The organism is Citrobacter sp. CK189, assembly GCF_030333505.1.
Lineage (GTDB): Bacteria > Pseudomonadota > Gammaproteobacteria > Enterobacterales > Enterobacteriaceae > Citrobacter_B > Citrobacter_B koseri.
This window is the reverse complement of the sequence record NZ_JAOWFV010000038.1, coordinates 1,032,583-1,056,758: the sequence shown is the minus strand read 5'-3', so window position 1 is coordinate 1,056,758 and position 24,176 is coordinate 1,032,583. Positions and strand designations below refer to the sequence as shown.

The window sequence follows — 24,176 nt, the reverse complement described above, 5'->3', positions numbered from 1 at the left end:
AACGTCACAGGCTGCTCGTAAGTAGCCTGTGAACGCCCTTAACGGCTGCGTTTCGCGTGACGCTCCCAGTTTTCCTGCTTTGCCTGCGCCGTTTTACGCAACGCAACATAACACGCTCCACTGCCGCCATGATGAGGCAGCGCCGTACAGTAAGCCTGAACGTCGTCAAATTCCGTCAGCCAACGCGCCACATAGCTGCGCACAATATTGGCATGCGCGTTATCTTCCCGCCCTTTGCCATGAATGATCAGCACGTTGCGTAAACCATCCTGACGCGCCTGGCAGATGAAGCTAAACAGCATCTTGCGACATTCCTCAACCGGCTGACGAAGCAAATTGAGACTCGCCTGCTGGCTGTATTTTCCCGAACGCAGTTTGTCGAGCACGCCCTGCTGCAACCCTTCCCGGCGAAATTCCAGCGGTTCGCCCAAAGGAAGAATATCCAGAAACCCGGTAGTGAGAAAATTGTCGAGCTGGAGCGTATCGATACGCTGCGGCGCCCGTGAATTGCGCGTGGGCTGCCAGTGTACATCAGCGCAACGTTTCAACGGTTGGACATCCTCCATGGCGTCAAGAAACAGCGTTTTGTCGTCAAGGTTCATGATTCCTCCTCCAGCGCGTTAAGACAGGCACTATCATAACCGCGCGCTATTATACCGACAACGGTTTACAGTTATTTCCAATAAACGACACTGGCTCAATTATCTGGCTATGCGCATCTCACTATTTCATCCCCGGTAAAGCCACGTTTTATCCTGCGTTAACCGACAATTTCAGCGGGGCTTTTGTAAAATCAATTATGCCCTGAAAGTGGAATATCTCTTTTATAGCCGTTATAACTTTATTACCCGCTGAGGGAAAACCAGGCCGGGAAAAGGTTAAGGAAGCACTGCTGTGTAGATTTTAGGGGCTGGCGGATGTCGACAGTCCCTGTTTTTTATTCTCCTGCCGTGCTTCATTTTTTCAGCATCTTTATTTGTTCGCTTTTTCAACAAACAATGACGCTAAACGTATTATGCCCGCTTATCTTTTTAGGGGTATGGTTGCGGATATTGGTCGCATGGTATCTTGTTGAACTGCTGATAAGTCCGGGAATTATCCCGCCTGCAATGAGAGATAACGGATGCTGAGATTACTTGAAGACAATATCGCGACCCCGCTGGGGCCGTTATGGGTGATTTGCGATGAGCAATTCCGCCTGCGCGCCGTCGAATGGGAGCAACACAGCGACCGTATGGAACAGCTACTGGGCATACATTATCGTTCAGAGGGATACGAGCGCGTCGCCGCCAAAAATCCGGGTGGCCTGAGCGATAAGCTCACCGCGTATTTTGAGGGAAATCTCAGCATCATTGATACGCTGGAGACCGCCACCGGGGGAACACCTTTTCAGCGGGAAGTATGGCAGGCGCTGCGCACCATCCCCTGCGGTCAGGTTATGCATTATGGTCAACTTGCCGAAAAATTAGGCCGTCCGGGAGCCGCTCGCGCCGTAGGCGCCGCTAACGGATCTAACCCGGTCAGTATCGTTGTACCCTGCCATCGCGTAATCGGGCGCAACGGGACAATGACGGGATATGCTGGCGGCGTGCAAAGAAAAGAGTGGTTATTACGCCATGAAGGGTATCTGCTGCTGTAGAAACCAGGCATTTTGTGCCTTACCCGTCACACTTTGATGCAAAGTAACCACTTATAAAGCATGGATTTTCAAAGGGATATAAATATTTCTCCTGCTTATGCCTGAATTATCCTCTATTGGGGGTAGCTCAGGCTTACGTGCTCACCAAAAAGATGTTAAAATTGACAAATATCAATTACGGCTTGAGCAGACCTATGATCCCGGAAAAGCGAATTATACGGCGCATTCAGTCTGGCGGTTGTGCTATCCATTGCCAGGATTGCAGTATCAGCCAGCTTTGCATCCCGTTCACACTTAACGAACATGAGCTTGATCAGCTTGATAATATCATTGAGCGTAAAAAGCCTATTCAGAAAGGGCAAACGCTGTTTAAAGCAGGTGATGAACTGAAATCGCTCTATGCTATCCGCTCCGGTACGATTAAAAGCTACACCATTACCGAGCAGGGCGACGAGCAAATCACTGGTTTTCATTTAGCGGGCGACCTGGTCGGCTTTGACGCGATTGGCAGCGGGCACCACCCGAGCTTTGCCCAGGCGCTGGAAACCTCAATGGTATGTGAAATCCCGTTTGAGACTCTGGACGATCTCTCCGGTAAGATGCCTAACCTACGTCAACAGATGATGCGTCTGATGAGCGGCGAGATCAAAGGCGATCAGGATATGATCCTGTTACTGTCGAAGAAAAATGCGGAAGAACGTCTGGCAGCCTTTATCTACAATCTGTCCCGTCGTTTTGCCCAGCGCGGTTTCTCTCCGCGTGAATTCCGCCTGACGATGACCCGTGGCGACATAGGTAACTACCTTGGCTTAACGGTCGAAACGATCAGCCGTCTGCTGGGTCGTTTCCAGAAAAGCGGTATGCTGGCGGTGAAAGGTAAATACATCACCATCGAAAACAGCGATGCGCTCGCAGTGCTTGCTGGTCATACTCGCAACGTTGCTTAATCTTTCCGCAAGTAAGTCAGTTATCCTTCTGTTAAATCATTAAATTTTCCTGATTTATTGGTTTGACAGAAGGAATCACACCACGTCAATAAGCTAAAGAAATCTCAAATACGTAGCCATCACTCCAGTTGGACACCACTGGCATGGTTTACGCCCTGCCAGGCCGTTTTCGGATTAACCACATTGATTCATCATGCCGGAAAAGTACAATCCGCAGCGGCTGGCAACCGTTCTATATTCGCACTATCGAACGATCGTCGGCTGGCCGCAGTTGCGTTCTTGCATACGACGCAACTGCGGCAACCCTAACCCCTTGTCATTTATAATGATTATTGATTTAATTCCCCCCGAAAACTATAAACAGGTGGAATTAATGAATAGAAACACAGATAACGGATCTAAAGTTTACACCCCCCTCACACTAAAACTTTATGACTGGTGGGTCTTGAGGGTATCAAATCGGCTTGCATGGGGGTGCCCCACTAAGGAATACCTTCTTCCACACTTCCTCCGACATTTAGGGAAAAAACATCTGGATATTGGTGTAGGAACCGGATATTACCTCACTCACGCTCCTGAAAGCCGTTTAATATCGCTAATGGATTTGAACGAAGCAAGCTTGAGCGCAGCATCAACAAGGGCTGGAGAAACGAAAATTCAGAGCAAAATTACCCATGATGTTTTCGAGCCTTACCCAAAAACCTTGCATAATCAATTTGACTCCATCTCCATGTTTTACCTTCTTCACTGCCTGCCTGGAGATATGTCTGCAAAAGGATGTGTAATACAGAATGCCGCGCAGGCTTTAACCGACAATGGCACTCTTTACGGCGCTACCATTCTTGGTGATGGCGTTAAGCACAATACTTTCGGTCAAAAACTGATGCGCATTTACAACCGGAAAGGCATTTTCTCAAATACCGGAGATTCAGAGGCGGGCTTAACGCAAATACTGTCCGAGTACTTCGAGGATGTTAAAACTACGGTTAAAGGTACTGTAGTTATGTTTTCAGCTTCAGGAAAAAAATAACAGTCAGCCGCACCAGGGTCCTGCATCGTGCGTAAACCCCGTCGTCAGCGGTTTGGTGAGTATAGAAAAAGTGTGACCTTGATCAAAAACAAAAAAAGATTATGGCAAAGGTGTATTTATATTACGTTCGCTTCTGGACTGCGGCCCGGATTGTTAAGCGGATTTTTTGATACCCAGATATTAAGAGGAGAAAGAACCATGATCACTTATGATCGTAACCATAATCCTATTACTAATGGCAGTCGGGTTATGATTAATGGGACGGGCAGAACGGGTAAAATCGTTGCCATACATTCTAACGGGTTAACTCCAGCCCAGTTACGCCGCAACAAAACCGTCGAAGTGGAAGGCTGTGAAGGCCAGTTCGAACCCGTTGAACTGATCCGTCTTGGTTCCCACTAACGATAAGAATGCCGCTATGGCGGCATTCATGAATCAAACAGATTTAATTACAGACTCTACTAAGCAGCTATTTACCCCAGGTATGCCCCGGAAGTCTGATTTTACTGATAGAAATTGTTTACATTCAATACACTGCCCTATAGAACAGCAAATTTTCCTGATTTATTGATCTGGCAGAAGGTTCCCCCCTGTTTCATTCAACATATATGGGTTACTCTTTTAATTACAAACTGCGGTGACAGTTGTAAGGAGACCCTGTATGGCTATGTATCAAAATATGCTGGTGGTCATCGACCCAAACCAGGACGATCAACCCGCATTACGACGCGCTGTTTATTTGCATCAACGGATTGGTGGCAAAATTAAAGCCTTTTTGCCGATCTATGATTTTTCCTATGAAATGACTACCCTGCTCTCGCCTGATGAGCGTACCGCGATGCGTCAGGGCGTCATCAGCCAGCGAACAGCCTGGATACGCGAACAAGCGAAATACTACATCGAAGCAGGTGTTCCCGTTGAGATAAAAGTGGTCTGGCACAACCGTCCCTTTGAAGCCATTATCCAGGAAGTGATCAGCGACGATCACGATCTGGTGCTCAAAATGGCGCACCAGCATGACCGCCTGGAAGCGGTAATCTTTACGCCGACTGACTGGCATTTGTTGCGTAAATGCCCAAGCCCGGTATGGATGGTCAAGGACCAACCGTGGCCTGAAGGCGGTAAAGCGCTGGTGGCCGTGAACCTGGCAAGCGAAGAACCTTATCACAATGCGCTGAATGAAAAGCTGGTCAAAGAAACGCTGCAACTTGCAGAACAGGTGAACCACACCGAAGTCCATCTGGTTGGCGCCTACCCCGTGACGCCCATCAATATCGCAATCGAACTGCCTGAATTTGATCCGAGCGTTTACAACGACGCGATTCGCGGTCAGCATTTGCTGGCGATGAAGGCGCTACGGCAGAAATTCAGCATTGATGAGAAAGTGACGCATGTTGAAAAAGGGTTGCCTGAAGAGGTTATCCCGGATTTAGCCGAGCACCTACAGGCGGGTATCGTTGTACTGGGTACGGTTGGTCGTACCGGGATATCTGCGGCCTTCCTGGGCAATACGGCGGAACAGGTTATCGACCATTTGCGCTGCGATCTGCTTGTCATTAAACCCGATCAGTATCAGACACCGGTAGAACTGGACGACGAAGAAGACGATTAAGCCTATTTTCGTGCCGGGTAGCGCTTATGCCTACCCGGCGAAGCCGCTCACTCACGTTACTGTTTGTCCTCACCACCGAGGAAATAGATCCCCAGCGGAATGGCCAGCAGAATGGTGAAAACCAGACTGTAGACGCAAATCATTGATGACTGAATGAAATACATCGAGGTTGTCCACTCGGACAACGGAATATCATACTGTTCGATCACGCCGCCGATAGTCGCCCGCGTAACCACTGATGCCGCAATAATAAACACCGCCAGCAGGCCCAACAGAAATTTCTTCCCCTTTGCTGTCTTCAGCTTTGTCATGATCATGGTATCGTCCTTTTGCAGATGAAAGCTCTGTTACTTGCGCGTAACAATACCATGACAATCCCCCGTTGTCTGCCACACAAGTCGTGACATAATATTCACATCGCGCGTCCCTGTCTGAAAATGCGCTACGTCTTATTCTTTTTGATCAATGACCAGCGCATTCGAAGCGGATAAAATATCTGCACCTCAGGATCTTTTAGCGTTATATCAACCATACGGGGTAGTGACAGACCAAAATGATTGCAGAATTTTTTTTCAAAAACGCGTTTAATCTGGCAATAATTTTTGGCAGTGGCGCCGCCTTACTTCTGATGAGTATTGTGTTTCGTCGTGGCGAGAAAAGAAGAAAAGGATTTATATTTCATGCCGTACAGTTCTTCGTTTATGCCCTTATCATCGGCACGCTGGGCAGTATCGCCAATAATGTTATTGAAAACTACGATCTGAAATTCATCTCTCCAAATGCCGTCGATTTTATCTGCACATCTCTGATTGCGCTGATTCTGACAATAAAACTGTTTTTACTCATCAACCGCTTTGAAAAATCACAGATCGGTAAAGGCAGAGACGTCACCAGTGCGAAGATCCTGTCTCGCATTATTAAGATCACCATTATTATCGCCATCGTTTTACTCTATGGCGAACACTTTGGCATGAGTCTGTCCGGGTTGCTGACTTTTGGCGGTATTGGCGGCATCGCTGTTGGGATGGCGGGTAAGGACATTCTGAGCAACTTTTTCTCGGGGATTATGCTCTATTTTGATCGCCCCTTTAGCATTGGCGACTGGGTCCGTTCCCCGGACAGAAATATTGAAGGCACCGTGACTGAAATCGGCTGGCGAATGACCAAAATTAACACCTTCGACCACCGCCCTTTATATGTGCCGAATTCGATTTTCTCCTCCATTAGCGTGGAGAATCCCGGCAGGATGACCAACCGACGTATTAAAACGGTGATCGGGTTACGGTATCAGGATGCCAGTAAAACAGGCGTTATTGTTGATGCGGTCAGAACGATGCTGCAAAACCACCCTGATATCGATCAGCGCCAGACGCTACTGGTCTATTTCAATGAATTCGGCGAATCATCGCTGAATATCATGGTCTATTGCTTTAGCAAAACCACCAAATGGGAAGCCTGGCTTGCGGTTCAGCAGGATGTTTACCTGAAGATTATCGACATTGTTCAGACGAACGGCGCAGATTTTGCGTTTCCAAGCCAGACGCTTTATCTGGATAACGCCGCGTCACCGCAATCCGCAAATTAAAAAAGACGCGGTATTCCGCGTCTTTTCGCTCACTGCCGCATATTATTTGTCGTGCTTCACAATATACATTGTCCGGCTATACGCCACGTCTTCCGGGTTATTAATGGGATAACCTTTCAGCCACGGTTTGATCAAACGTCCGTTGGTATACTGGTAAATCGGCGCAATCGGCGCCTGTTCCATCAGGATTTTCTCTGCCGCATTATAGTCCGCATTGCGCGCCTTCGCCGTATTTTCTACTGTCGCCTGCGTCATGATTTTATCGTAGGCCGGGTTATTGAAGCGCGAGATATTGCCCGTATGGGTCGAGGTTAACAATGACAGGAAAGTAGACGGTTCATTGTAGTCCCCCACCCAGGAGGCGCGGATAACATCAAAATTACCGGTGTTGCGGCTATCGATATAGGTTTTCCATTCCTGGTTTTGCAGCTTCACCTCTACGCCCAGATTCTTTTTCCACATCGAGGTGACCGCAATCGCGATTTTCTGATGATTTTCAGATGTATTATATAACAGCGTCAATTTGAGCGGTTTCTGCGGGCCATAGCCAGCCGCAAGCAATAACGTTTTCGCCTGAGCATTGAGTTCTTCCTGGCTCATTTGTTCAAATGGCGAAGGATCGGGAGTAAAGCCTGCCGTCACGTCCGGGGTGAAGCGCCAGGCCGGTTTCTCCCCGGTTCCTAATACTTTTTCCGCCATGATGCGGCGATCAATCGTCATGCTCAGCGCCAGACGAACGCGGGAATCCGCCGTCGGGCCTTTTTGGGTGTTAAACGCATAATAATAGGTGCCCAACTGCGGCGGTGTGTAAACCTGCCCCGGTATATCCTTCAGCAACTTCTGATACAGATTTTTCGGGAAAGACTCGGTGATATCGATATCGCCAGCCAGATAACGTTTAGTCGCTGACGACTCCTGATTAATCGGCAGGAAAGTCACTTTTTGCAGCACCGTCTTCGCATTGTCCCAGTAGTGGGTATTGGGTACCACCACCAGTTTCTCGTTGACCACGCGATCATTCAACACATAGGCGCCATTGCCGATCAGGTTTCCGGGCTTCGTCCAGTCTTTACCGCTTTCTACATTGGCTTTCTGTACCGGGTAAAAAGCAAAGTTGGCAGTCAGGTTAACAAACCACGGCAGCGGTTTATCCAGCTGTATTTTTAGCGTGCGGGCGTCCACGGCGCTAACCCCAAGCGTATCCGGCAACGCTTTACCATCAATAATCGCCTGGGCGTTATTAATGCCAGCAAGGGCGGCAAACCAGGCAAACGGTGACAGGGTTTTCGGATCAACCAGACGTTGCCAGCTGTAGACAAAATCCTGCGCGGTCACCGGAGTGCCGTCCGACCACTTTGCGTTATTGCGCAGGGTAAACGTCCAGATCCGGTTATCATTGGTCTTCCAGCGCGTAGCGACGCCAGGAATGATTTCTCCTTTCTCGTTCTGATTCACCAGACCTTCAAACAAATCGCGAATGACCTGAATCTCCGGCAGCCCAACCGCTTTTGCCGGATCTAACGACGCCGGTTCATCTTTAATATGGCGGACCAGTTCTTGCTTCTCTGCCAGTACCGTTCCGCCGGGAACATCCGCAGCGTGTGTCAGGGAGACGCTGCTAATCAACAGCGCACAACAGGTAACTGAAACAGAGTGCTTCATAAGATGCCCTTAAATGATGAAGTTAGATGACTGCGTAATTATTTGTTTCGCATGAAGGAAATGCAAACATCTTCCTACAGAAAGTTGATATTAACCCGATATACGCATCCGCTTCCAGGAAGCCAGACAGAGGATATTGCATAGCGCGCGCAACGCGTGAAAACGATTTGATTATCTGGGCAATTTGCACAACACTGCGAGTAATAACAACAGCATTCAGAGACACTTATGACCGTTACCCGTCCTCGTGCCGAGCGCGGCGCATTTCCGCCAGGAACCGAACATTATGGACGTTCATTACTGGGAGCGCCGTTGATCTGGTTTCCGGCTCCGGCTGCCGATCGCGAAAGCGGCCTGATTCTGGCCGGAACGCACGGCGATGAGAACGCGTCAGTGGTGACGCTCTCGTGTGCGCTGCGTACGCTGAATCCTTCACTCCGCCGTCATCATGTGGTGCTGGCGGTGAACCCGGACGGTTGCCAGCTTGGTCTGCGCGCCAATGCCAATGGCGTCGATTTGAACCGTAATTTTCCGGCGGCGAACTGGAAAGCGGGTGAGACGGTTTATCGCTGGAACAGCAGCGCCGAGGAGCGCGATGTGGTGCTGCTTACTGGCGAACATCCGGGGTCTGAACCCGAAACCCAGGCGCTGTGCCAACTGATACACCGGGTGCATCCTGCCTGGGTGGTCTCCTTTCACGATCCCCTCGCCTGTATTGAAGATCCCAGACATAGCGAGTTAGGCGAATGGCTGGCCCGGGCATTTGAGCTGCCGCTGGTCTCCAGCGTAGGTTACGAAACGCCCGGTTCGTTTGGAAGCTGGTGCGCCGACCTCAATCTGCACTGTATTACCGCAGAGTTCCCGCCGATCTCATCCGATGAGGCCAGCGAAAAGTATCTGATGGCGATGTCTACTCTGCTGCGCTGGCACCCTAAAGATGAAGTTGCCCGGTCGTAAACCGTAGAGCGGGCTCGACATCCACCGCCAGCCAGGTGGGGCCATCGAGGTCAGCAAAACGCACCTGTGGGGCCAGCGGCAACGCTGCGCTGATGGCCCTGGAGGTACACAGCATACATCCCAGCATCAGCCCAAAACCCTGTTCTCTGGCTTCGGCGGCCAGCGCCAGCGCTTCCGTCAGACCACCGGTTTTATCCAGTTTGATATTGACCATATCGTAGCGCCCCTGTAACGCCTTCAGGCTACTGCGGGTATGGCAACTTTCATCCGCGCAGATAGGAAGCGGATGAACAAAATTTTCCAGCGCGGCGTCATCCTGCGCAGGTAACGGTTGTTCCAGCATCGCGACGCCTAAATCCGCCAGCAGCTGGCATCGAGCCGCCAGCCCTTCTGTACGCCAGGACTCGTTTGCATCCACAATTAGCGTCGCATCGGGCACGACGGAGCGAATCGCGACCATTCGTTCGCTGATCAGGCGATCGTCCAGCTTAATTTTGAGCAGTTTCGCCCCTTTTTCCCACAGTGCCGCCGCGCTGGCCGCCATCTGTTCAGGCGTACCGATCACGACAGTCTGTGCTGTTGTCAGCGTAGCGGGCAATTCAACGGCCACAAACTCCGCCAGCGTTTGCTGCTGCTGGCGAGCGCTCAGATCCCACAGCGCGCAATCGACCGCATTTCTGGCCGCGCCGGCAGGCAGCAATTTTTGTAGTGCTTCGCGGGTCAGCCCCTGTTCCAGTTGCGGCGCGATACTCATGATCTGCGCCAGCACCGAGGCATCGCTTTCGCCATAACGTGGATAAGGCGTACATTCCCCTACGCCTTTTACGCCCTCTTCCTCCAGCTCCACGACCACAACATGCGCTTCGGTACGACTTCCCCGGGCAATCACAAAGGGCGTGTGTAGCGGCCAGGCCTCCTCATACACCTTAACAGATCTCATTGGTTCTCCTTTTCTCGCCGTTTTTCACGTTGCAGATGCGTGGCGGTGGATTAAACACAAATAGCGTTTGCCGTGTTAACTGCTGATGGCATAAACTAGCCACGACGTTAACTATATGTAAACAGGAAGATAACCATGTCACAAACCGTTCATTTCCAGGGCAATCCAGTCGCCGTCGCCAACACCATTCCTCAAGCTGGTAGCAAAGCACAGGCTTTTACCCTCGTGGCAAAAGATCTGTCTGACGTCACACTGGCTCAGTTTGCAGGCAAGCGCAAGGTGCTGAATATTTTCCCAAGTATTGATACCGGCGTTTGTGCGGCATCGGTACGTAAGTTTAACCAACTGGCGACAGAAATCGACAACACCGTCGTACTGTGCGTTTCTGCGGATCTGCCGTTCGCCCAGTCTCGTTTCTGCGGCGCGGAAGGTCTGAGCAACGTCATTACCCTTTCCACTCTGCGTAATCCTGACTTCCTGAAAGACTACGGCGTTGAAATCACTGAAGGCCCGCTGAAAGGTCTGGCGGCGCGTGCCGTGGTGGTCATTGATGAAAACGACAACGTCATTTTCAGCCAGCTGGTGAACGAAATCACCAACGAACCTGACTATGCTGCTGCGCTGGACGTGCTGAAAGCGTAATGATTCATTCTTGTCCAGCTCAATTATGAGCTGGACAAGTTACCGTTGTCATTATCTCCTTAAACTGTAGGATCTGCGGTACTGAAGCGGTGTTTTTCCCATCAATCGTCTGAAGCTGGTTATGAACCAGGCATATTCTGCAAATCCCGATTCTAAACCCACCTCTCTGACCGTAAGAGAAGTATGCACCAGCAATTCGCATGCATGGCGAATCCTTCGCATAACCACATATTCCTGAATGGTTCCTCCGGTCTCCTTGCGAAAACGCCTGGAAGCATGCCCTTCCGAACAACCAGATACCGTAGCCAATATCTCCAGTGAACAATTCTCCTTAAAATGATCCTCAATCCAGCGGATAATTGATGCAGAGAATGTATTTATCCCCGAAAGCGAAGCCTGTTGCTGATCATGTTCAGGCAAAAGACCGATAAGTTGCAGAAGTAAAAAAGCACTATCATTAATTGTTAGTACATTTTTTGAACTCAGCTGTTCAAAACGAAAGAATAGCGCTTCAATAAAGTTTTGTATTTCTGAAACATCAAAGATCCTCACCTCTTCACCATAACTGCTAAGTTGGCGAAATTGTATCTGCTGACGCGGAAAATCACGAAAAAATGGCAGCAACATTGCGCTACTGAAATGTAAGGTTGTACGATGATATTGATTGTGTAAATCATGCTCCACATAAATTTTATGAACGCGGCCTGGCGGAAAAACAAATAACCGACCAGGCTTAACGGTGTACTGCTTATGTTCCACAACGGCGATCCCTACACCTTGCGTTACAAACAGAATTTCCGCACATTCATGGAAGTGATAATAATCGGCAGATATAGTTTTCATCCTGTTAAAAGCGATCGCCGACTCACCAATTTCAAGCACTTCCAATAGTGTCGCTAATTTTCCAGAACCGCACTGACTATTCATATAATTCCTGTTTTAAAAATTAAACTTTAGCCATTTCGGTGAAAATTTATCGTATTATTTAAATAAAATCCTTCACTTTTGCAATTTCTTGCTTTTATTTATAAATTAAAGGTAACCCTCACACGAATACGCGAGTCAGGTTTACCCTTCTCGCCTTTATAGTTACTTTGCTCGTCAAGATAATCATATTCGAAATAAGGGCTAAAATATTCATTCCACCGATACTTTATAGTGAATGCATTTTCTGTCGCCCAACGTTTCCCGTTATTATATTCCAGATCTGGATCTTGATGCATATATGCTGTTCCCTGCCACATAAAATTCCAGTCCTGGTTTATTTTATAACCGAGAAACAAATCTATACGGTGCTCATTGTCGTGAATAGTATCACCAGTATTATCGACGACATCATAATTATGATGATCAAGACGATAGCGGATACCACTTGAAAAGCGTTCAGATATTTTGTAATTCAGTCGAATATAAGGACGTAACTGCGTACCACTATTACTCCAATGAATAACACCACCAGGTACCAGAGCGAAACGGTCATTAATATGCCAGGTATAGTTAGTCTCCATCTCATTATAAGAGGAAGTCATATCATCTAATGAAGGTGAACCATTATTGCTATCGGTTTCCATACTGGCCCACCAACCACTGCTCCAGCTATTGCTGACTTTAAATCGGGACTCATAACTGTGGTTTTCTATATTATACCCACCACGCACATCAAACTGAACTGCATGTACAAAAGGCGTAAAAGATAAAAAAATAACCGCACCTGTGAACAGGAATTTTTTTGACATAGACATAAAAAGCACTCCGGCTAATAATCTAATATAGATAATTATCATCCACGATATTATTGTGGTGTTAATTTTTAGCAATAACGTATTTGCCAACTGACAGTCACATTTTTAGCACCAGAAACATTTCTCCTTCCTGTAATCTGTTGTCCTAATGCGCCATAAGGGCTACACAATGCTGTTCTTTCCACACAATAGTCTTCAAATCCATTTAATTCGAGAGATTGAATACCATTACTTTCATAATCTATATGTAAACTATCTGCCGAATGTATCATACGCATTTTTTCTGGAAAGACGGCACATTGTAGTTCGAGATACATCTCGCTATGTTTTAAAAAAGAAAATGTATCCACTCTGGTCAAAGTCGAGGGTTCAATAAAATAACGGGTACGACACTGACAAGAGTAATCCTTTTTCGGTCCTGATAGCAGAACCCCATTTTCCATTACTACGTTAAGTGCGGAATAATTAATCTCAATTTCCCAACCATTCTTCGTCTTCTGGTAACCACAGTCACCAAACCACACTAATGGTCGCAGTATACAGCCACGAGAGTCCACTAATCCAGGCACCCAAAGCGGCGCATGTCCCTGAGCTACGCCAGTAATCAGTCCGGCAGAAAAGGGAACCGGGAAATAGGGAGATGTGGCAAAATAATGTTTATCACCGTTAATTAATGGTAAAACAAATAACCGCTTGCCGTCATACCAATGGAATAGACCTCTGGTATATTTGTCATTGCAAAATGGCGTAAATTTAAGCGTTTGTTCTGGTAACATTAAAGGCGTTGCATCAAAGGAGACATCAGCCCAGGCTCGCTGCACACAAAGATGCTGACAAGACAAACTGATATTTTCACCAACCAGTCTATGCTCAGCCCGATACGCGTCTGTTTGTCTCCCATAAAACCACAGATTCACACTCTGTTCATTTGAGTCATACCAAAAGTTTAAAAAACGTTCGCTACAGGCAAGCGTAAATCTGCTAGCCGCCGCGCATTCTTGTCGATCCAACAAACCAAGTCGCATACTGATAGTCAGAATTTCATTAAATGCACTATCACCATACGCGCCAATTGATCTTCCCCACAGGAACCCGACACCCTCATCATTCAACATTGCCAGTATCAGTGTCGACACTTGTCGCAATGCGTCTTTGAGCCAGTCGCATATCTCTAACCCGGTATCAATATGTCGTTGGCAAATTTCCGCAATCAGCAATATGCTATAACGGTCAAAGCGCCCTTTTCCCTCAGTTTCATCCACACATCCATGTTGCGAATGGGTACGATAATGTTCGACAAGTTGCTGGAGGATTTTTTGTGATGCAAATTGCGTCTCCCAACCAAGTAAAAAGCGCAATCGGGCGATGCTAAATGCGACACCATAATAATTAGTTGGAAAAGGTGGGTTTAATTTCCACGATTCCTCATCCACCAGTTCTTGCCAGCGAAGTTTTTCAGTAAGCCTTTGCAATTGCTGATCGCTAAAAATAGTATTCAGCAACCCCAAACAGTGCAGTTTCCACAGCGCCTGCAAGAAGTAATATTTCCCCCAGTTTTCACTGGGTGCTTTAACCAGCTCATGCCATACTCCAGACCACTGGTCAGCGCGTGCCGGGAAACGCTCAATCAGAAAACTCAGGGCCAAAGCAAACTTACCGCTAGCGTAGGGATCATCATCCAGCGTCAGTACAACACCAAAACTTTGCTCTTTGTTAATCGTTCTGTTCACGACACTATCCAGCACGTCGTATAATTTATCAATGATATTTTCTCTAAGCATATTACGCTCAAGCATGCGCATTCTCCGCAATGACTGGTTCTGTTCGTTTGTTATTTTGAAGAAGAAATGCGGATATAATAGTGAAAAACAATACTGTACATCCCATCATAAAATATGTATGTGAAAAACCTAATCGCTCATACAAGTAACCACTCAACGGCGACAAGATAACTGTTCCGATATAGTTAACGCTTTGATAGCCTAATAAATACATTGAACCATTTACTTTTTTATCAAAGTTAATTTCCAGATATTTGAAAATTGAAACCAGCAGGAATGACATTTCTATCCCCCACGACAATTTGATAATTCCAATTGTTATTGCACTTGTAACCAAACCAGAACCAATAAATCTAGCGGCCACAACAAAGCCTGTAATCAGCAAGCCGGTTTTTGGCCCCAGACGGTTGACAATGCCAGGTGCAATCATCATGAACAGAAACTCTACTCCCAGACTGGCAGCACCAAGATAACCAAACATTTGATGCCCGATTTCTTTACTGGCATAAAATGTGATAAAGAAACGTGGATATTGTTGTTCTGCGACAAAAATAATCCACACAACACCACAAACATATAAAACAAACGTCCAGAAATTGCGTGTGCTAAATAATGCTATAATATCGTATATTGTCGCTTTATCTTTAGCAATGATGCGATTTTTTACCTCTTCATTGACTTCGATCTTCATCGTAAAAACAATAATAAGAATTATCAGCGCACCTGCGGAACTTAACCCAAAATTGATCATTGGGTTAATATTAAAAATATAGCCTGTACTTGCGGCAGAGAATACAGAACCAATTGCGCCCCACATGCGGATTTGACCAAACTCAAGATCAAACAAACGGCCGAAGCGATCAAGGTATGATTCTGCGGCTGCACACCCTGCGTAGTATCCCATACTTAAAAATATACCGCCCAACGCAATACCAGCATACAACGCAGACTGCAATAGTGGTTTGTATATATAAAAGAAAAAGGGGAAAACGGTTATCGAAATAAGCGAGATAAAGAATAACAGATCTTTCCTTAACCCTAGCCGATCGATAAGAAACCCATATACAGGTTTGATTAGTACCGCACAAAAGCCGTTTGCGGCAAAAACAATACCAATCGCAACACCATCAAGGCCTATCTTTTCTGATAGCCAAAAAGAATAAGTATCAAGTGTCGCTTTCCATGAGAAGAAGTAGACCAGGATAAAGAGACTGAGCGTAATATAAATTTTACGCCTGTTCTTTTCAGCACTATCACTTTTATTCATACACCCTCCTGTTTTGAGAGGGTTACATTATTCGCAAGATATGTAGCAAAATTGAATTAAGATCACAAAAAAAACATCGCACATGAAATGGTGTTTTAAAAAATAGGAAAAAAGCGTAAAAACTTAAGAATTATGATGCAAATTTATTTATTCTGATATAAAAAAACACCCAACAGCAATAACTGTCGGGTGTTCTTCTATTCATTAATTACTCTTCGCTTTTCTTCTGATTCAAACCGTATTCACGTAACTTATTGGCAATCGCGGTATGTGAGACGCCCAGGCGTTTCGCCAGTTTGCGCGTGCTCGGATAATTGCGATAAAGCTGCGTCAACACGGAACGTTCAAAACGACTGGTGATATCATCCAGCGAGCCTTCCATCGCATCTTCACCAACGGCAACGGTCGTGGCGTCGTAATCCGGCAGCAAGATATCCTGCGGACGTAATTCGTACCCTTCAAGCTGCGTCAGCGCCCGGTAGATAGCATTTTTAAGCTGGCGCACGTTGCCCGGCCAGCCATAACGGGTTAATACGGTGCTGAGATCGGCAGAGAGTTTCGGACGCGGCACGCCCTGCTCATCGGCAAAACGCGCCACGAAAAGTTCAGTGAGCGGCATGATATCCTGCGGACAATCACGCAGCGGCGGCAGATTGAGCGTCAGCACATTCAGACGGTAGTAGAGATCCTCGCGGAACAGCCCTTTTTGCACCAGTTCCACCAGATTCTTCTGCGTGGCGCAGATCACCCGGACATCAACGTGAACCTCATGATCCTCGCCAACGCGTCGGAAGGTGCCGTCGTTAAGAAAACGCAGCAATTTGGTCTGCATGCGTGGCGACATCTCACCAATCTCATCCAGCAGCACCGAACCCCCGTTAGCCTGTTCAAAGAAGCCTTTTTTACCTTCCGGCGCATGACCAAACAGTTCGCTTTCAACCGCATCTTCAGGAATGGAGGCGCAGTTCAATGCCAGATACGGTTTTGCCGCACGCGGGCTTGCCAGGTGACAGGCATGGGCGAAGAGATCTTTACCGGTTCCGGTATCGCCAGTAATCAGCAGTGGCGCGCTCAGCGTAGCCAGCTTGCGAGCCTGCTCTACGACATGCTTCATTTTCGCGCTGACGGCGATAATCTGGCTAAACGCGCTCAAATCCTGAGTCGTCAAATTCTGCAACTGACGCCCCATTCGGATGGTGGAACGTAACATAACGACAGCGCCCGTGAGCATGTACTCGTCATTTTCCCCTTGCAAATGAACCGGGGTAATCTCCATCAGGAAGTTCTGCCCATTGATCACCACATGCTCGTTGTGAGAGACCTGCGGGTTGCTCTCCAGCCAACGCTGGAAGTTGAAGCCGTTGATCAACTGCGCGGCAGTGTGATTGCGCATACGCTCCTGATTTTGTGAGAAAAGCTGACAGCTCGCGGGGTTCGCCATCTCTATTTTACTTTTCATATCCAGAGAGAGGACGGGTTCCGGCAACGCTTCGAGCAGTGCGCTCAGCGCCAGATGCTCGCGTTCAGACGGCATCCACAGCACCGTACGGACATCGGTCACGCCGGAAATGCGGCGGATCTCCGCCATCAGGCTGCTGAAGTTGGTGAACTCCAGTTCAGCAAAATTAAGGTAAATTCGCCCGATGGGGTCAATCTCAATACCGCGTAAATCAATGCTACGAAGCACCAGCAAATCGAGTAATTCGCGGGTCAGACCAAGACGGTCTTCACAAAAGACTTCCAGACGCATGGGAACTTTCACCTAAAACAATGAGCTATTAGATAGATGATAAGCCAGTATTCGATTAGCAGGAAGGATTCTGTCAACAATTATTGACAGCATGACGGAAAATTGGGCGCCGGGCCGTAAAGTTATACGGTCAGCGCCCTTCCAGCGATCAGTTTTCACGCGGGGTTTTGCTTTTCTGCAAGGTTTCTTTGACCTGAACGATAAGCTGGCGACGAAAATCCCCCAGACGCGGCTTATCATCGTCGATCCACGGTAAAGGACGACACAGCTCCATCGCTTTAATGCCCAGACGAGCGGTTAACAGCCCGGCGCCAATACCCTGCGCCGCACGGGCAGACAAACGCGCCGCCAGATCCTGCGACATCCAGTCCATCCCGACTTCACGCACCAGCTCGCTGGCGCCCGCAAACGCAATATTGAGCAACACCAGACGAAACAGGCGCAGACGGCTGTAATACCCCAGTTCAATGCCATACAGCGTCGCAATGCGATTGATCAGCCGCAAATTTCGCCAGGCGATAAATGCCATATCCACCAACGCCAGCGGGCTGACGGCGATCATTAACGTGGATTCGGCGGCCGAACGGCTGATTTCACGTCGCGCCTGGGCATCCAGCACCGGTTGCACCAGTTGAGCGTATAAGCTGACCACTTCCCGATCATTTTGCGTTTCGTGAATCGAAGCATACCAGCGCTGCAACGCCGGGTGAGACTGATCGATACCGGCCTGCTGCGCCAGCTTTTCGCAAAACGCACGGCCCTTTCCCGTACCGTGGCTGTGCAACAGATCGCGCGCTTCATCCCGTTCATGCGCCCGCTGGCGTAATCGCCATAGCCGACGCCATTCTGTCGCGACCGAGCCAACGCCTGCGCCAATGATCAACGCCCCGGCGGCACAACCGCCCAGCGCCACCCAGTCCTGGGTTTGCCATGCGTTCATGGTCCATTGCACGCCCTGGCCCACAACGCTGACGCCAAACAACGCCAGTCCCCCCATCACCATCCTGCGCCACAAACTGCGTTTAGGGCGCAGTGCGGCGTCAATGACCGCTTCCGCCTGTCCCTCGTCTTCCAGAGGTTCATCCACCTGCGCGGGGGCAAAGGTCTGCGCCTGCGTCTCGCTGAAGGTCTGTTGCGTTTTAAGCGTCTGGTTTTGCTCCACCTCCAGTGGACCTGCGAAATCGATACGCGGTTTTAACGGTTCGCTCATCGCAATTTGTCTCCTATTAAAAATTCCAGCGCGGCATCCAGACGAATGTGCGGCAATGGTTTATCCACATCCATCACCTGCGGGCGAAACGCTTCAAACTGGAAACCCTGACTGTCCCAGAACGCCTGTCCCGGCAGGCGTGCAGGCACTTCGCCGGGGTACACCGTTAACGGCGTTCCATCGCTTAAACGGTTACCGCGTAAAGCCGGGATCTTTTCACCATTCACGTCAATCAATCCACTGGTCGTCGCCTGTACGGACGCCAGTCCCAGACAATCCATGCTGATGCCTTCAAACGCCGCGTTTTGCCAGGCATCCTGAATCAGTTGCTGGAGCAAAGAGACCATATTGGCATGTTGATCGACAGTCACATGGTCTGCCTTGGTCGCCGCAAACAGCAGTTTATCAATCACCGGGGAAAAGAGTCGGCGAAATAGCGTTCGCTGACCATAGTGGAAACTCTGCATCAATTGCGTCAGCGCCAGACGCATATCGTTGAACGCCTGCGGCCCGCTGTTCAACGGTTGCAGGCAATCCACCAGTACAATCTGGCGATCAAACCGCAGGAAATGGTTTTTATAGAACCCTTTCACCACTTTTTCACAGTAGTAATTAAAGCGTTCACGCAACATTCCAGCGTTGGTGTGTTTGTCCGCCTGCGCCAGTATCGATTCGCCATGCGCATCCACATCCGGCCACGGGAAAAACTGCAACGCAGGCGCGCCCGCCATATCGCCCGGCAGCACAAAGCGGCCAGGCTGAATAAAGTGCAGCCCCTGCTGTTTACATTGGTGCAGATACGTCGTCCAGGCCGCAGCGATCTCCGCCAGGCGATTTTCATCAGCAGGCGCCAGCGGGTCCAGCCCCTGGCATAACTGACGCCATTTGGCCGACCATTCGCCCCGCTGCCCTTGCAATAAGCCGGTCATTTGCCGGGACCAGCTCAGGTAATCCTGCGCCAGCATCGGCAAGTCGAGCAGCCATTCGCCGGGATAATCGACAATCTCCAGGTATAACGTCGAGGTGTCTTTAAAATGGCGCAGCAAAGAATCATTGGATTTATAGCGTAACGCGAGGCGGATTTCGCTCACGCCGCGCGTTGGCGTCGGCCAGACAGGTGGCTGACCATAAAGCTGGGCCAGCCCTTCATCATAGGTAAAACGTGGAATACCAAAATCACGTTGTGGAACGCGTTTCACGCCCAGCAAACGCTCCTCACGCACCGCGCTTAGCAGCGGCAGTCGCGATCCAGCATGGATGTTGAGCAGTTGGTTAACCATCGCAGTGATAAACGCGGTTTTTCCACTGCGGCTAAGTCCGGTAACGGCCAGACGTAAATGCCTGTCTACACCGCGATTAACCAGCGAGTTAAGTTCGTTTTTGAGTCGCTTCATCGCCATCCTGTTGTGCCTGAAGAGTCCATAAAAAGTATAACGAGCAGGAAATAAAGATAGGGGCTGATTATTAATTATCAACTCTCTGAGGTATTTATGGCGACGCCGTTTACGCCGCCACAAGCAGAAAAGTACACCTGTTATCGTTCTTACTGATGATCAGGATTTCATCATCCTGTACACATGGCCTTAAGAAAATATTTCCTGCATCCTCTTATCGCCCATAACGCCGGGATAATTTAGCCGCTGCCCGGCTCAGTAAAGGCTCAAGCGCCACCGCCAGCAACATCTTCAGCGGGCGCCGGGCCACGGATTTCACCGCCCACCCCGCTACGCCTGCGGGACCGTAGCGTAACGCGGTCAGGAGAACCAGCTTCCCTGCAAGTTTAAAGCCCGGCTTCACCTTTTGCCCGGCGCGTTGCCAGCGAGTATTCATCTCTGTCCTCTTACAATTGACGGAAGCGGCTGCGTAACGTGAAGGTATCAGAGGTCACATAGCGCTCCATTTCGCGTAAACGTTTTTCGCCTGCGGCCAGTTCACGATCCACCGCATCTAACAGTTCACCGCTGGAAGGCTGTTGCTCGCCCGTTGCCATGCTGTCCGGCATCGGGTCCAGTACAAAAGAGAGAATGATGTAAGCCACCAGGGTGAAAAATGCCAGACCAAAGAAGATCGACAACACCACCAGGATACGCACCAGTTTCACCGGTACATCAAGGTACTGCGCGATACCGGCACACACCCCTCGCACCATCCCCTGCTGCGGCATACGCCATAATTTCTTGTTCAGGTTAATTCCTCCCATTAGCGATCCCTCCAGTTCGGATGTTCGGCGTCAAGAATGGCTTCCAGCGCCTGAATACGCTCGCGCATGCGTTGTGCTTCGTCGGTTAGCTGCATTAAACGTTGCTGTTCGCTTTGCGACAATTCGCCCCGACCGGAACGGTTGCTGTAATGCAGCCATAACCAAATCGGTAACACGAACAGCACGAAAATGGTTAACGGTATGGCCAGAAATAACGCGCTCATGAGTGCTCCTTACAGGTGATGAGCGGCGGCGCGTTCGGGCGCCGCCAGGTATTATTATTGGTTATCTTGCTTCATTTTGGCTTTCAACTGCGCCAGTTGTTCGCTGATTTCATCATCTGCTTTCAGATCGGCAAACTGCTGATCCAGGGTTCTCTGCTTGCCAAAGTTTTGGCTTTCCGCTTCCGCCTCCATCTGATCGATACGGCGTTCAAACGATTCAAAACGCGCCATAGCCTCATCCAGTTTGCCGCTGTCCAGTTGACGACGAACATCACGGGAAGAGCTTGCCGCCTGGTGGCGCAACGTCAATGCCTGCTGACGGGCACGGGTTTCACTGAGTTTATTTTCCAGCTCGCCAATCTCTTTCTTCATCCGCACCAGCGTGTCGTCAACCAGTGCCGCTTCCTGATCGAGGGTGGCGATCAAATCCGTCAGTTTTTGTTTCTCAATCAGCGCGGCGCGCGCCAGATCCTCTTTGTCTTTACGCAGCGCCAGCTCGGCTTTCTCCTGCCACTCCGCCTGCTGCGCGGCGGCCTGCTCAATGCGACGGGATAACTGTTTCTTTTCTGCCAGCGCGCGCGCGGAATTAGAACGGACTTCCACCAGCGTATCTTCCATTTCCTGAATCATCAGGCGCACCAGCTTTTGCGGATCTTCCGCTTTTTCCAGCAGCGCATTAATGTTGGCGTTCACGATGTCGGCAAAACGAGAAAAAATACCCATAATTCAATCCTCACACGGTATGTTCTGATATCGGGCTATGCCCTGCTACAGGGTTAATACAATCTGCGTGCCAACTTTTTAATATATTGATTATTAAAACAATGTACGATTTTACCTCACGAGAGAAATAGGCTAAAGTGGTGAATAACACTAACAAGTGGTGAATCTCATCATGGCAGAATACAAAGATAACCTTCTCGGCGAAGCCAACAGCTTTCTTGAAGTGCTGGAGCAGGTTTCCCATCTGGCGCCGCTGGATAAACCCGTGCTTATCATTGGCGAACGCGGAACAGGGAAAGAGCTGATCGCCAACCGGCTGCATTTTCTCTCAACGCGCTGGCAAGGGCCGTTCATCTCCCTTAACTGCGCCGCGCTCAATGAAAACCTGCTCGACTCCGAGTTATTTGGTCATGAGGCAGGCGCATTTACCGGCGCGCAAAAACGTCATCCCGGGCGCTTTGAACGCGCCGATGGCGGTACGCTCTTTTTGGATGAGTTGGCGACCGCTCCCATGCTGGTTCAGGAAAAACTGCTGCGGGTGATCGAATACGGCGAGCTGGAGCGCGTCGGCGGCAGCCAGCCGTTGCAGGTTAATGTGCGTCTGGTCTGTGCGACAAATGCCGATTTGCCGCAAATGGTGAGCGAAGGGACATTTCGCGCCGATCTGCTGGACCGGCTCGCTTTCGACGTCGTGCAGCTTCCCCCTTTACGCCAGCGTCAAAGCGACATCATGTTAATGGCCGAACACTTTGCCATTCAGATGTGCCGTGAGATCCATCTGCCCCTCTTCCCGGGTTTTACCGCGCGGGCGAGAGAAACCCTGCTTCAGTACCGCTGGCCGGGAAATATTCGTGAGCTGAAAAACGTGGTTGAGCGTTCGGTTTATCGGCATGGCAGCAGCGATTATCCGTTAGATGAAATTATCATCGACCCGTTTAAGCGTGACACTCCCGAACCGACGCCGCCGGAAACGCCCGTTTCTGTGCCATCATTGCCGCTGGATTTACGCGAATTTCAGCAACAGCAGGAGAAAGACTTTCTGCAAATCAGTCTGCAACAGGCGAAATTTAATCAAAAACGGGCAGCAGAATTGCTGGGTCTGACCTACCACCAGTTGCGCGCATTGCTCAAAAAACATCAGATTTAGCGCTCATGCCCGGGACAGTTGTTCTCATTCTGTGGGGGTAATATGTTAAGTGAATTAATGAGGTTTTCTTTATAATTAATTTCGATATTGGTTAATAACATAATAAAAATAATTACAAAGGTGATTGAATTTCCAGCGTAATGTTATACCCAACGATTTTGCATACAAGGGAAATGCCATGAATTGGGATAAACACGCAACCGTAGAATACGCACGCAGACATGCGGGAAGTTCAAGCCAAAAAAAATGTGCACATTTCGTATCAAATGCAATTCGTGCTGGAGGAGCAAACCTGCACAACACTCATCACGCGAAAGATATGGCATCAAATTTATACGCTGCTGGTTTTCGCCCGGTGTCCGGCGCACCCAGGGAGGGTGATGTCGCAGTGATTCAACCAATCCCAGGGCATCCGTCAGGGCACGCGTGTATTTATGATGGGCGTGGGACCTGGTATTCAGATTACAAGCAGCACAGCATGTACCCTGGATCTACATGGAGTAAAGCAGAGCCAGCTTATCAACTTTACAGGCGTGACTGATATGAAACATTCCATTCTGGCTGGCTTGTTAATCAGCTCTTCTGCTTTTGCGGCGTTGTCTCCCGGCGGACCCGAAGCTACAGCTTTAACATTTAATCGCTGGTACATATCCCAGCTAATACAGGAGAAAAATCCACTGGCTGATTATGAGGGACTCCAGCCCTACGTTACAGCAAACACCATTGCTGCGTTAAAGGCCTCAAATACAGCAGACCCAAGCTCCGAAGATGTACCCGATTCTGATATGTTCATCAAAGCCCAGGATTTTGACGATGACTGGCAGCAAATAGAGATCGTCTCATCAGACTTAGATCCCGTATGTACACAGGTTTATGTCTCTTTCGGCGCTGAACAGAAACACACCGTAATAGACTGCATGGTGAAAGAAAACGGTACCTGGAAAGTACAATCTGTCGCAGGCCAGAAAATATTGCGAAACGTAAGCCTGAAGTAATCATGTATCAAAGCCCGTAACTTAACTGAACGGGCATTTCCTTTGGTGTTTATTCAACCAGTATGACGATTCCTTCATCGCAATTGTGTACATTTACGCCAGTTGTCCGCAGTCATTTTTACC

General features: G+C 49.0%; 25 protein-coding genes. 10 read left to right on the top strand and 15 right to left on the bottom strand.

The window, feature by feature from the left end; translation table 11 throughout:
* Positions 1-38: 38 nt before the first annotated feature.
* Complete coding sequence (smrA, locus tag OGV83_RS14915; RefSeq protein ID WP_012132289.1) at positions 39-602, bottom strand: DNA endonuclease SmrA; 564 nt, start codon at positions 600-602, stop codon at positions 39-41.
* A gap of 521 nt (positions 603-1,123) precedes the next feature.
* Here smrA and ogt point away from each other — a divergent pair.
* The 5 genes from ogt (at position 1,124) to uspE (ending at position 5,228) form a co-directional block, all read left to right on the top strand.
* Entirely contained in the window at positions 1,124-1,639 is a 516-nt protein-coding gene (gene ogt, locus OGV83_RS14910; protein WP_286459676.1) for a methylated-DNA--[protein]-cysteine S-methyltransferase, read from the top strand.
* 194 nt (positions 1,640-1,833) lie between these two features.
* Positions 1,834-2,586 carry a fumarate/nitrate reduction transcriptional regulator Fnr gene (gene fnr, locus OGV83_RS14905; RefSeq protein WP_003020397.1) on the top strand — a complete coding sequence of 251 codons (753 nt, stop codon included), beginning with the start codon at positions 1,834-1,836 and terminating at the stop codon, positions 2,584-2,586.
* Positions 2,587-2,911: 325 nt separating this feature from the next.
* Positions 2,912-3,616, top strand: a complete 705-nt coding sequence (locus OGV83_RS14900; protein WP_230012614.1) for a class I SAM-dependent methyltransferase — start codon at positions 2,912-2,914, stop codon at positions 3,614-3,616.
* A gap of 198 nt (positions 3,617-3,814) precedes the next feature.
* Complete coding sequence (ydfZ, locus tag OGV83_RS14895) at positions 3,815-4,018, top strand: putative selenium delivery protein YdfZ (protein WP_024130312.1); 204 nt, start codon at positions 3,815-3,817, stop codon at positions 4,016-4,018.
* Between the two features lie 259 nt (positions 4,019-4,277).
* Positions 4,278-5,228, top strand: coding sequence for a universal stress protein UspE (gene uspE / locus OGV83_RS14890; protein WP_012132283.1), 951 nt, complete (start codon positions 4,278-4,280; stop codon positions 5,226-5,228).
* 56 nt (positions 5,229-5,284) lie between these two features.
* On the opposite strand, the gene OGV83_RS14885 is transcribed toward uspE, so the two are convergent.
* Positions 5,285-5,545, bottom strand: coding sequence for a DUF2534 family protein (locus OGV83_RS14885; protein WP_012132282.1), 261 nt, complete (start codon positions 5,543-5,545; stop codon positions 5,285-5,287).
* A 236-nt stretch (positions 5,546-5,781) separates the two neighbouring features.
* Here OGV83_RS14885 and OGV83_RS14880 point away from each other — a divergent pair, with 236 nt between their 5' ends.
* Positions 5,782-6,813: a mechanosensitive ion channel family protein gene (locus tag OGV83_RS14880; protein WP_286459679.1), complete on the top strand. Its 1,032-nt coding sequence runs from the start codon at positions 5,782-5,784 to the stop codon at positions 6,811-6,813.
* 42 nt (positions 6,814-6,855) lie between these two features.
* On the opposite strand, the gene OGV83_RS14875 is transcribed toward OGV83_RS14880, so the two are convergent.
* Positions 6,856-8,475: a peptide ABC transporter substrate-binding protein gene (locus OGV83_RS14875; protein ID WP_286463912.1), complete on the bottom strand. Its 1,620-nt coding sequence runs from the start codon at positions 8,473-8,475 to the stop codon at positions 6,856-6,858.
* A 228-nt stretch (positions 8,476-8,703) separates the two neighbouring features.
* Between OGV83_RS14875 and mpaA the strand changes: the two genes are divergently transcribed.
* A complete protein-coding gene (gene mpaA / locus OGV83_RS14870) occupies positions 8,704-9,432 on the top strand; it encodes a murein tripeptide amidase MpaA (protein ID WP_012132279.1) in 729 nt (242 codons plus the stop codon).
* On the opposite strand, the gene ycjG is transcribed toward mpaA, so the two are convergent.
* The gene (ycjG, locus tag OGV83_RS14865; protein WP_012132278.1) at positions 9,407-10,372 is read right to left on the bottom strand and encodes an L-Ala-D/L-Glu epimerase; all 966 of its coding nucleotides are present in this window, start codon (positions 10,370-10,372) and stop codon (positions 9,407-9,409) included. The genes mpaA and ycjG overlap by 26 nt on opposite strands.
* Positions 10,373-10,507: 135 nt before the next feature.
* On the opposite strand from ycjG, the gene tpx reads away from it, so the two are divergent.
* Complete coding sequence (tpx, locus tag OGV83_RS14860; RefSeq protein WP_012132276.1) at positions 10,508-11,014, top strand: thiol peroxidase; 507 nt, start codon at positions 10,508-10,510, stop codon at positions 11,012-11,014.
* Between the two features lie 51 nt (positions 11,015-11,065).
* Here tpx and OGV83_RS14855 read toward each other — a convergent pair whose 3' ends face one another.
* From OGV83_RS14855 to pspA, 11 genes are all read right to left on the bottom strand, one after another.
* Positions 11,066-11,941, bottom strand: coding sequence for an AraC family transcriptional regulator (locus OGV83_RS14855; RefSeq protein ID WP_012132275.1), 876 nt, complete (start codon positions 11,939-11,941; stop codon positions 11,066-11,068).
* Between the two features lie 98 nt (positions 11,942-12,039).
* Positions 12,040-12,756 (bottom strand): oligogalacturonate-specific porin KdgM family protein, encoded by a 717-nt coding sequence (locus tag OGV83_RS14850; protein WP_286463909.1) that lies wholly within the window; start codon positions 12,754-12,756, stop codon positions 12,040-12,042.
* Between the two features lie 68 nt (positions 12,757-12,824).
* Positions 12,825-14,552: a hypothetical protein gene (locus OGV83_RS14845; RefSeq protein ID WP_286463907.1), complete on the bottom strand. Its 1,728-nt coding sequence runs from the start codon at positions 14,550-14,552 to the stop codon at positions 12,825-12,827.
* The gene (locus OGV83_RS14840) at positions 14,545-15,804 is read right to left on the bottom strand and encodes an oligosaccharide MFS transporter (RefSeq protein WP_071258370.1); all 1,260 of its coding nucleotides are present in this window, start codon (positions 15,802-15,804) and stop codon (positions 14,545-14,547) included. Before OGV83_RS14840 ends, OGV83_RS14845 begins: the two co-directional genes overlap by 8 nt.
* Positions 15,805-16,012: 208 nt before the next feature.
* The gene (gene tyrR, locus OGV83_RS14835; protein WP_134769386.1) at positions 16,013-17,554 is read right to left on the bottom strand and encodes a transcriptional regulator TyrR; all 1,542 of its coding nucleotides are present in this window, start codon (positions 17,552-17,554) and stop codon (positions 16,013-16,015) included.
* 148 nt (positions 17,555-17,702) lie between these two features.
* Entirely contained in the window at positions 17,703-18,764 is a 1,062-nt protein-coding gene (locus OGV83_RS14830) for a YcjF family protein (protein WP_115609280.1), read from the bottom strand.
* On the bottom strand, positions 18,761-20,158 hold the full coding sequence (locus tag OGV83_RS14825; RefSeq protein WP_115609861.1) for a YcjX family GTP-binding protein: 1,398 nt from the start codon (positions 20,156-20,158) through the stop codon (positions 18,761-18,763). The genes OGV83_RS14830 and OGV83_RS14825 overlap by 4 nt, the downstream gene beginning before the upstream one ends.
* A 214-nt stretch (positions 20,159-20,372) precedes the next feature.
* Complete coding sequence (pspD, locus tag OGV83_RS14820; protein ID WP_049008178.1) at positions 20,373-20,594, bottom strand: phage shock protein PspD; 222 nt, start codon at positions 20,592-20,594, stop codon at positions 20,373-20,375.
* A 10-nt stretch (positions 20,595-20,604) separates the two neighbouring features.
* A complete protein-coding gene (pspC, locus tag OGV83_RS14815) occupies positions 20,605-20,964 on the bottom strand; it encodes an envelope stress response membrane protein PspC (RefSeq protein WP_012132267.1) in 360 nt (119 codons plus the stop codon).
* Positions 20,964-21,188 carry an envelope stress response membrane protein PspB gene (gene pspB, locus OGV83_RS14810; RefSeq protein WP_012132266.1) on the bottom strand — a complete coding sequence of 75 codons (225 nt, stop codon included), beginning with the start codon at positions 21,186-21,188 and terminating at the stop codon, positions 20,964-20,966. Before pspB ends, pspC begins: the two co-directional genes overlap by 1 nt.
* 54 nt (positions 21,189-21,242) lie before the next feature.
* Positions 21,243-21,911, bottom strand: coding sequence for a phage shock protein PspA (gene pspA, locus OGV83_RS14805; RefSeq protein WP_012132265.1), 669 nt, complete (start codon positions 21,909-21,911; stop codon positions 21,243-21,245).
* A gap of 172 nt (positions 21,912-22,083) precedes the next feature.
* Between pspA and pspF the strand changes: the two genes are divergently transcribed.
* Both pspF and OGV83_RS14790 read left to right on the top strand, forming a co-directional pair.
* Positions 22,084-23,058, top strand: coding sequence for a phage shock protein operon transcriptional activator (gene pspF / locus OGV83_RS14800; RefSeq protein WP_199972032.1), 975 nt, complete (start codon positions 22,084-22,086; stop codon positions 23,056-23,058).
* Positions 23,059-23,600: 542 nt separating this feature from the next.
* A complete protein-coding gene (locus OGV83_RS14790; RefSeq protein ID WP_258869216.1) occupies positions 23,601-24,053 on the top strand; it encodes a DUF3828 domain-containing protein in 453 nt (150 codons plus the stop codon).
* The last annotated feature ends 123 nt before the right edge of the window (positions 24,054-24,176 follow it).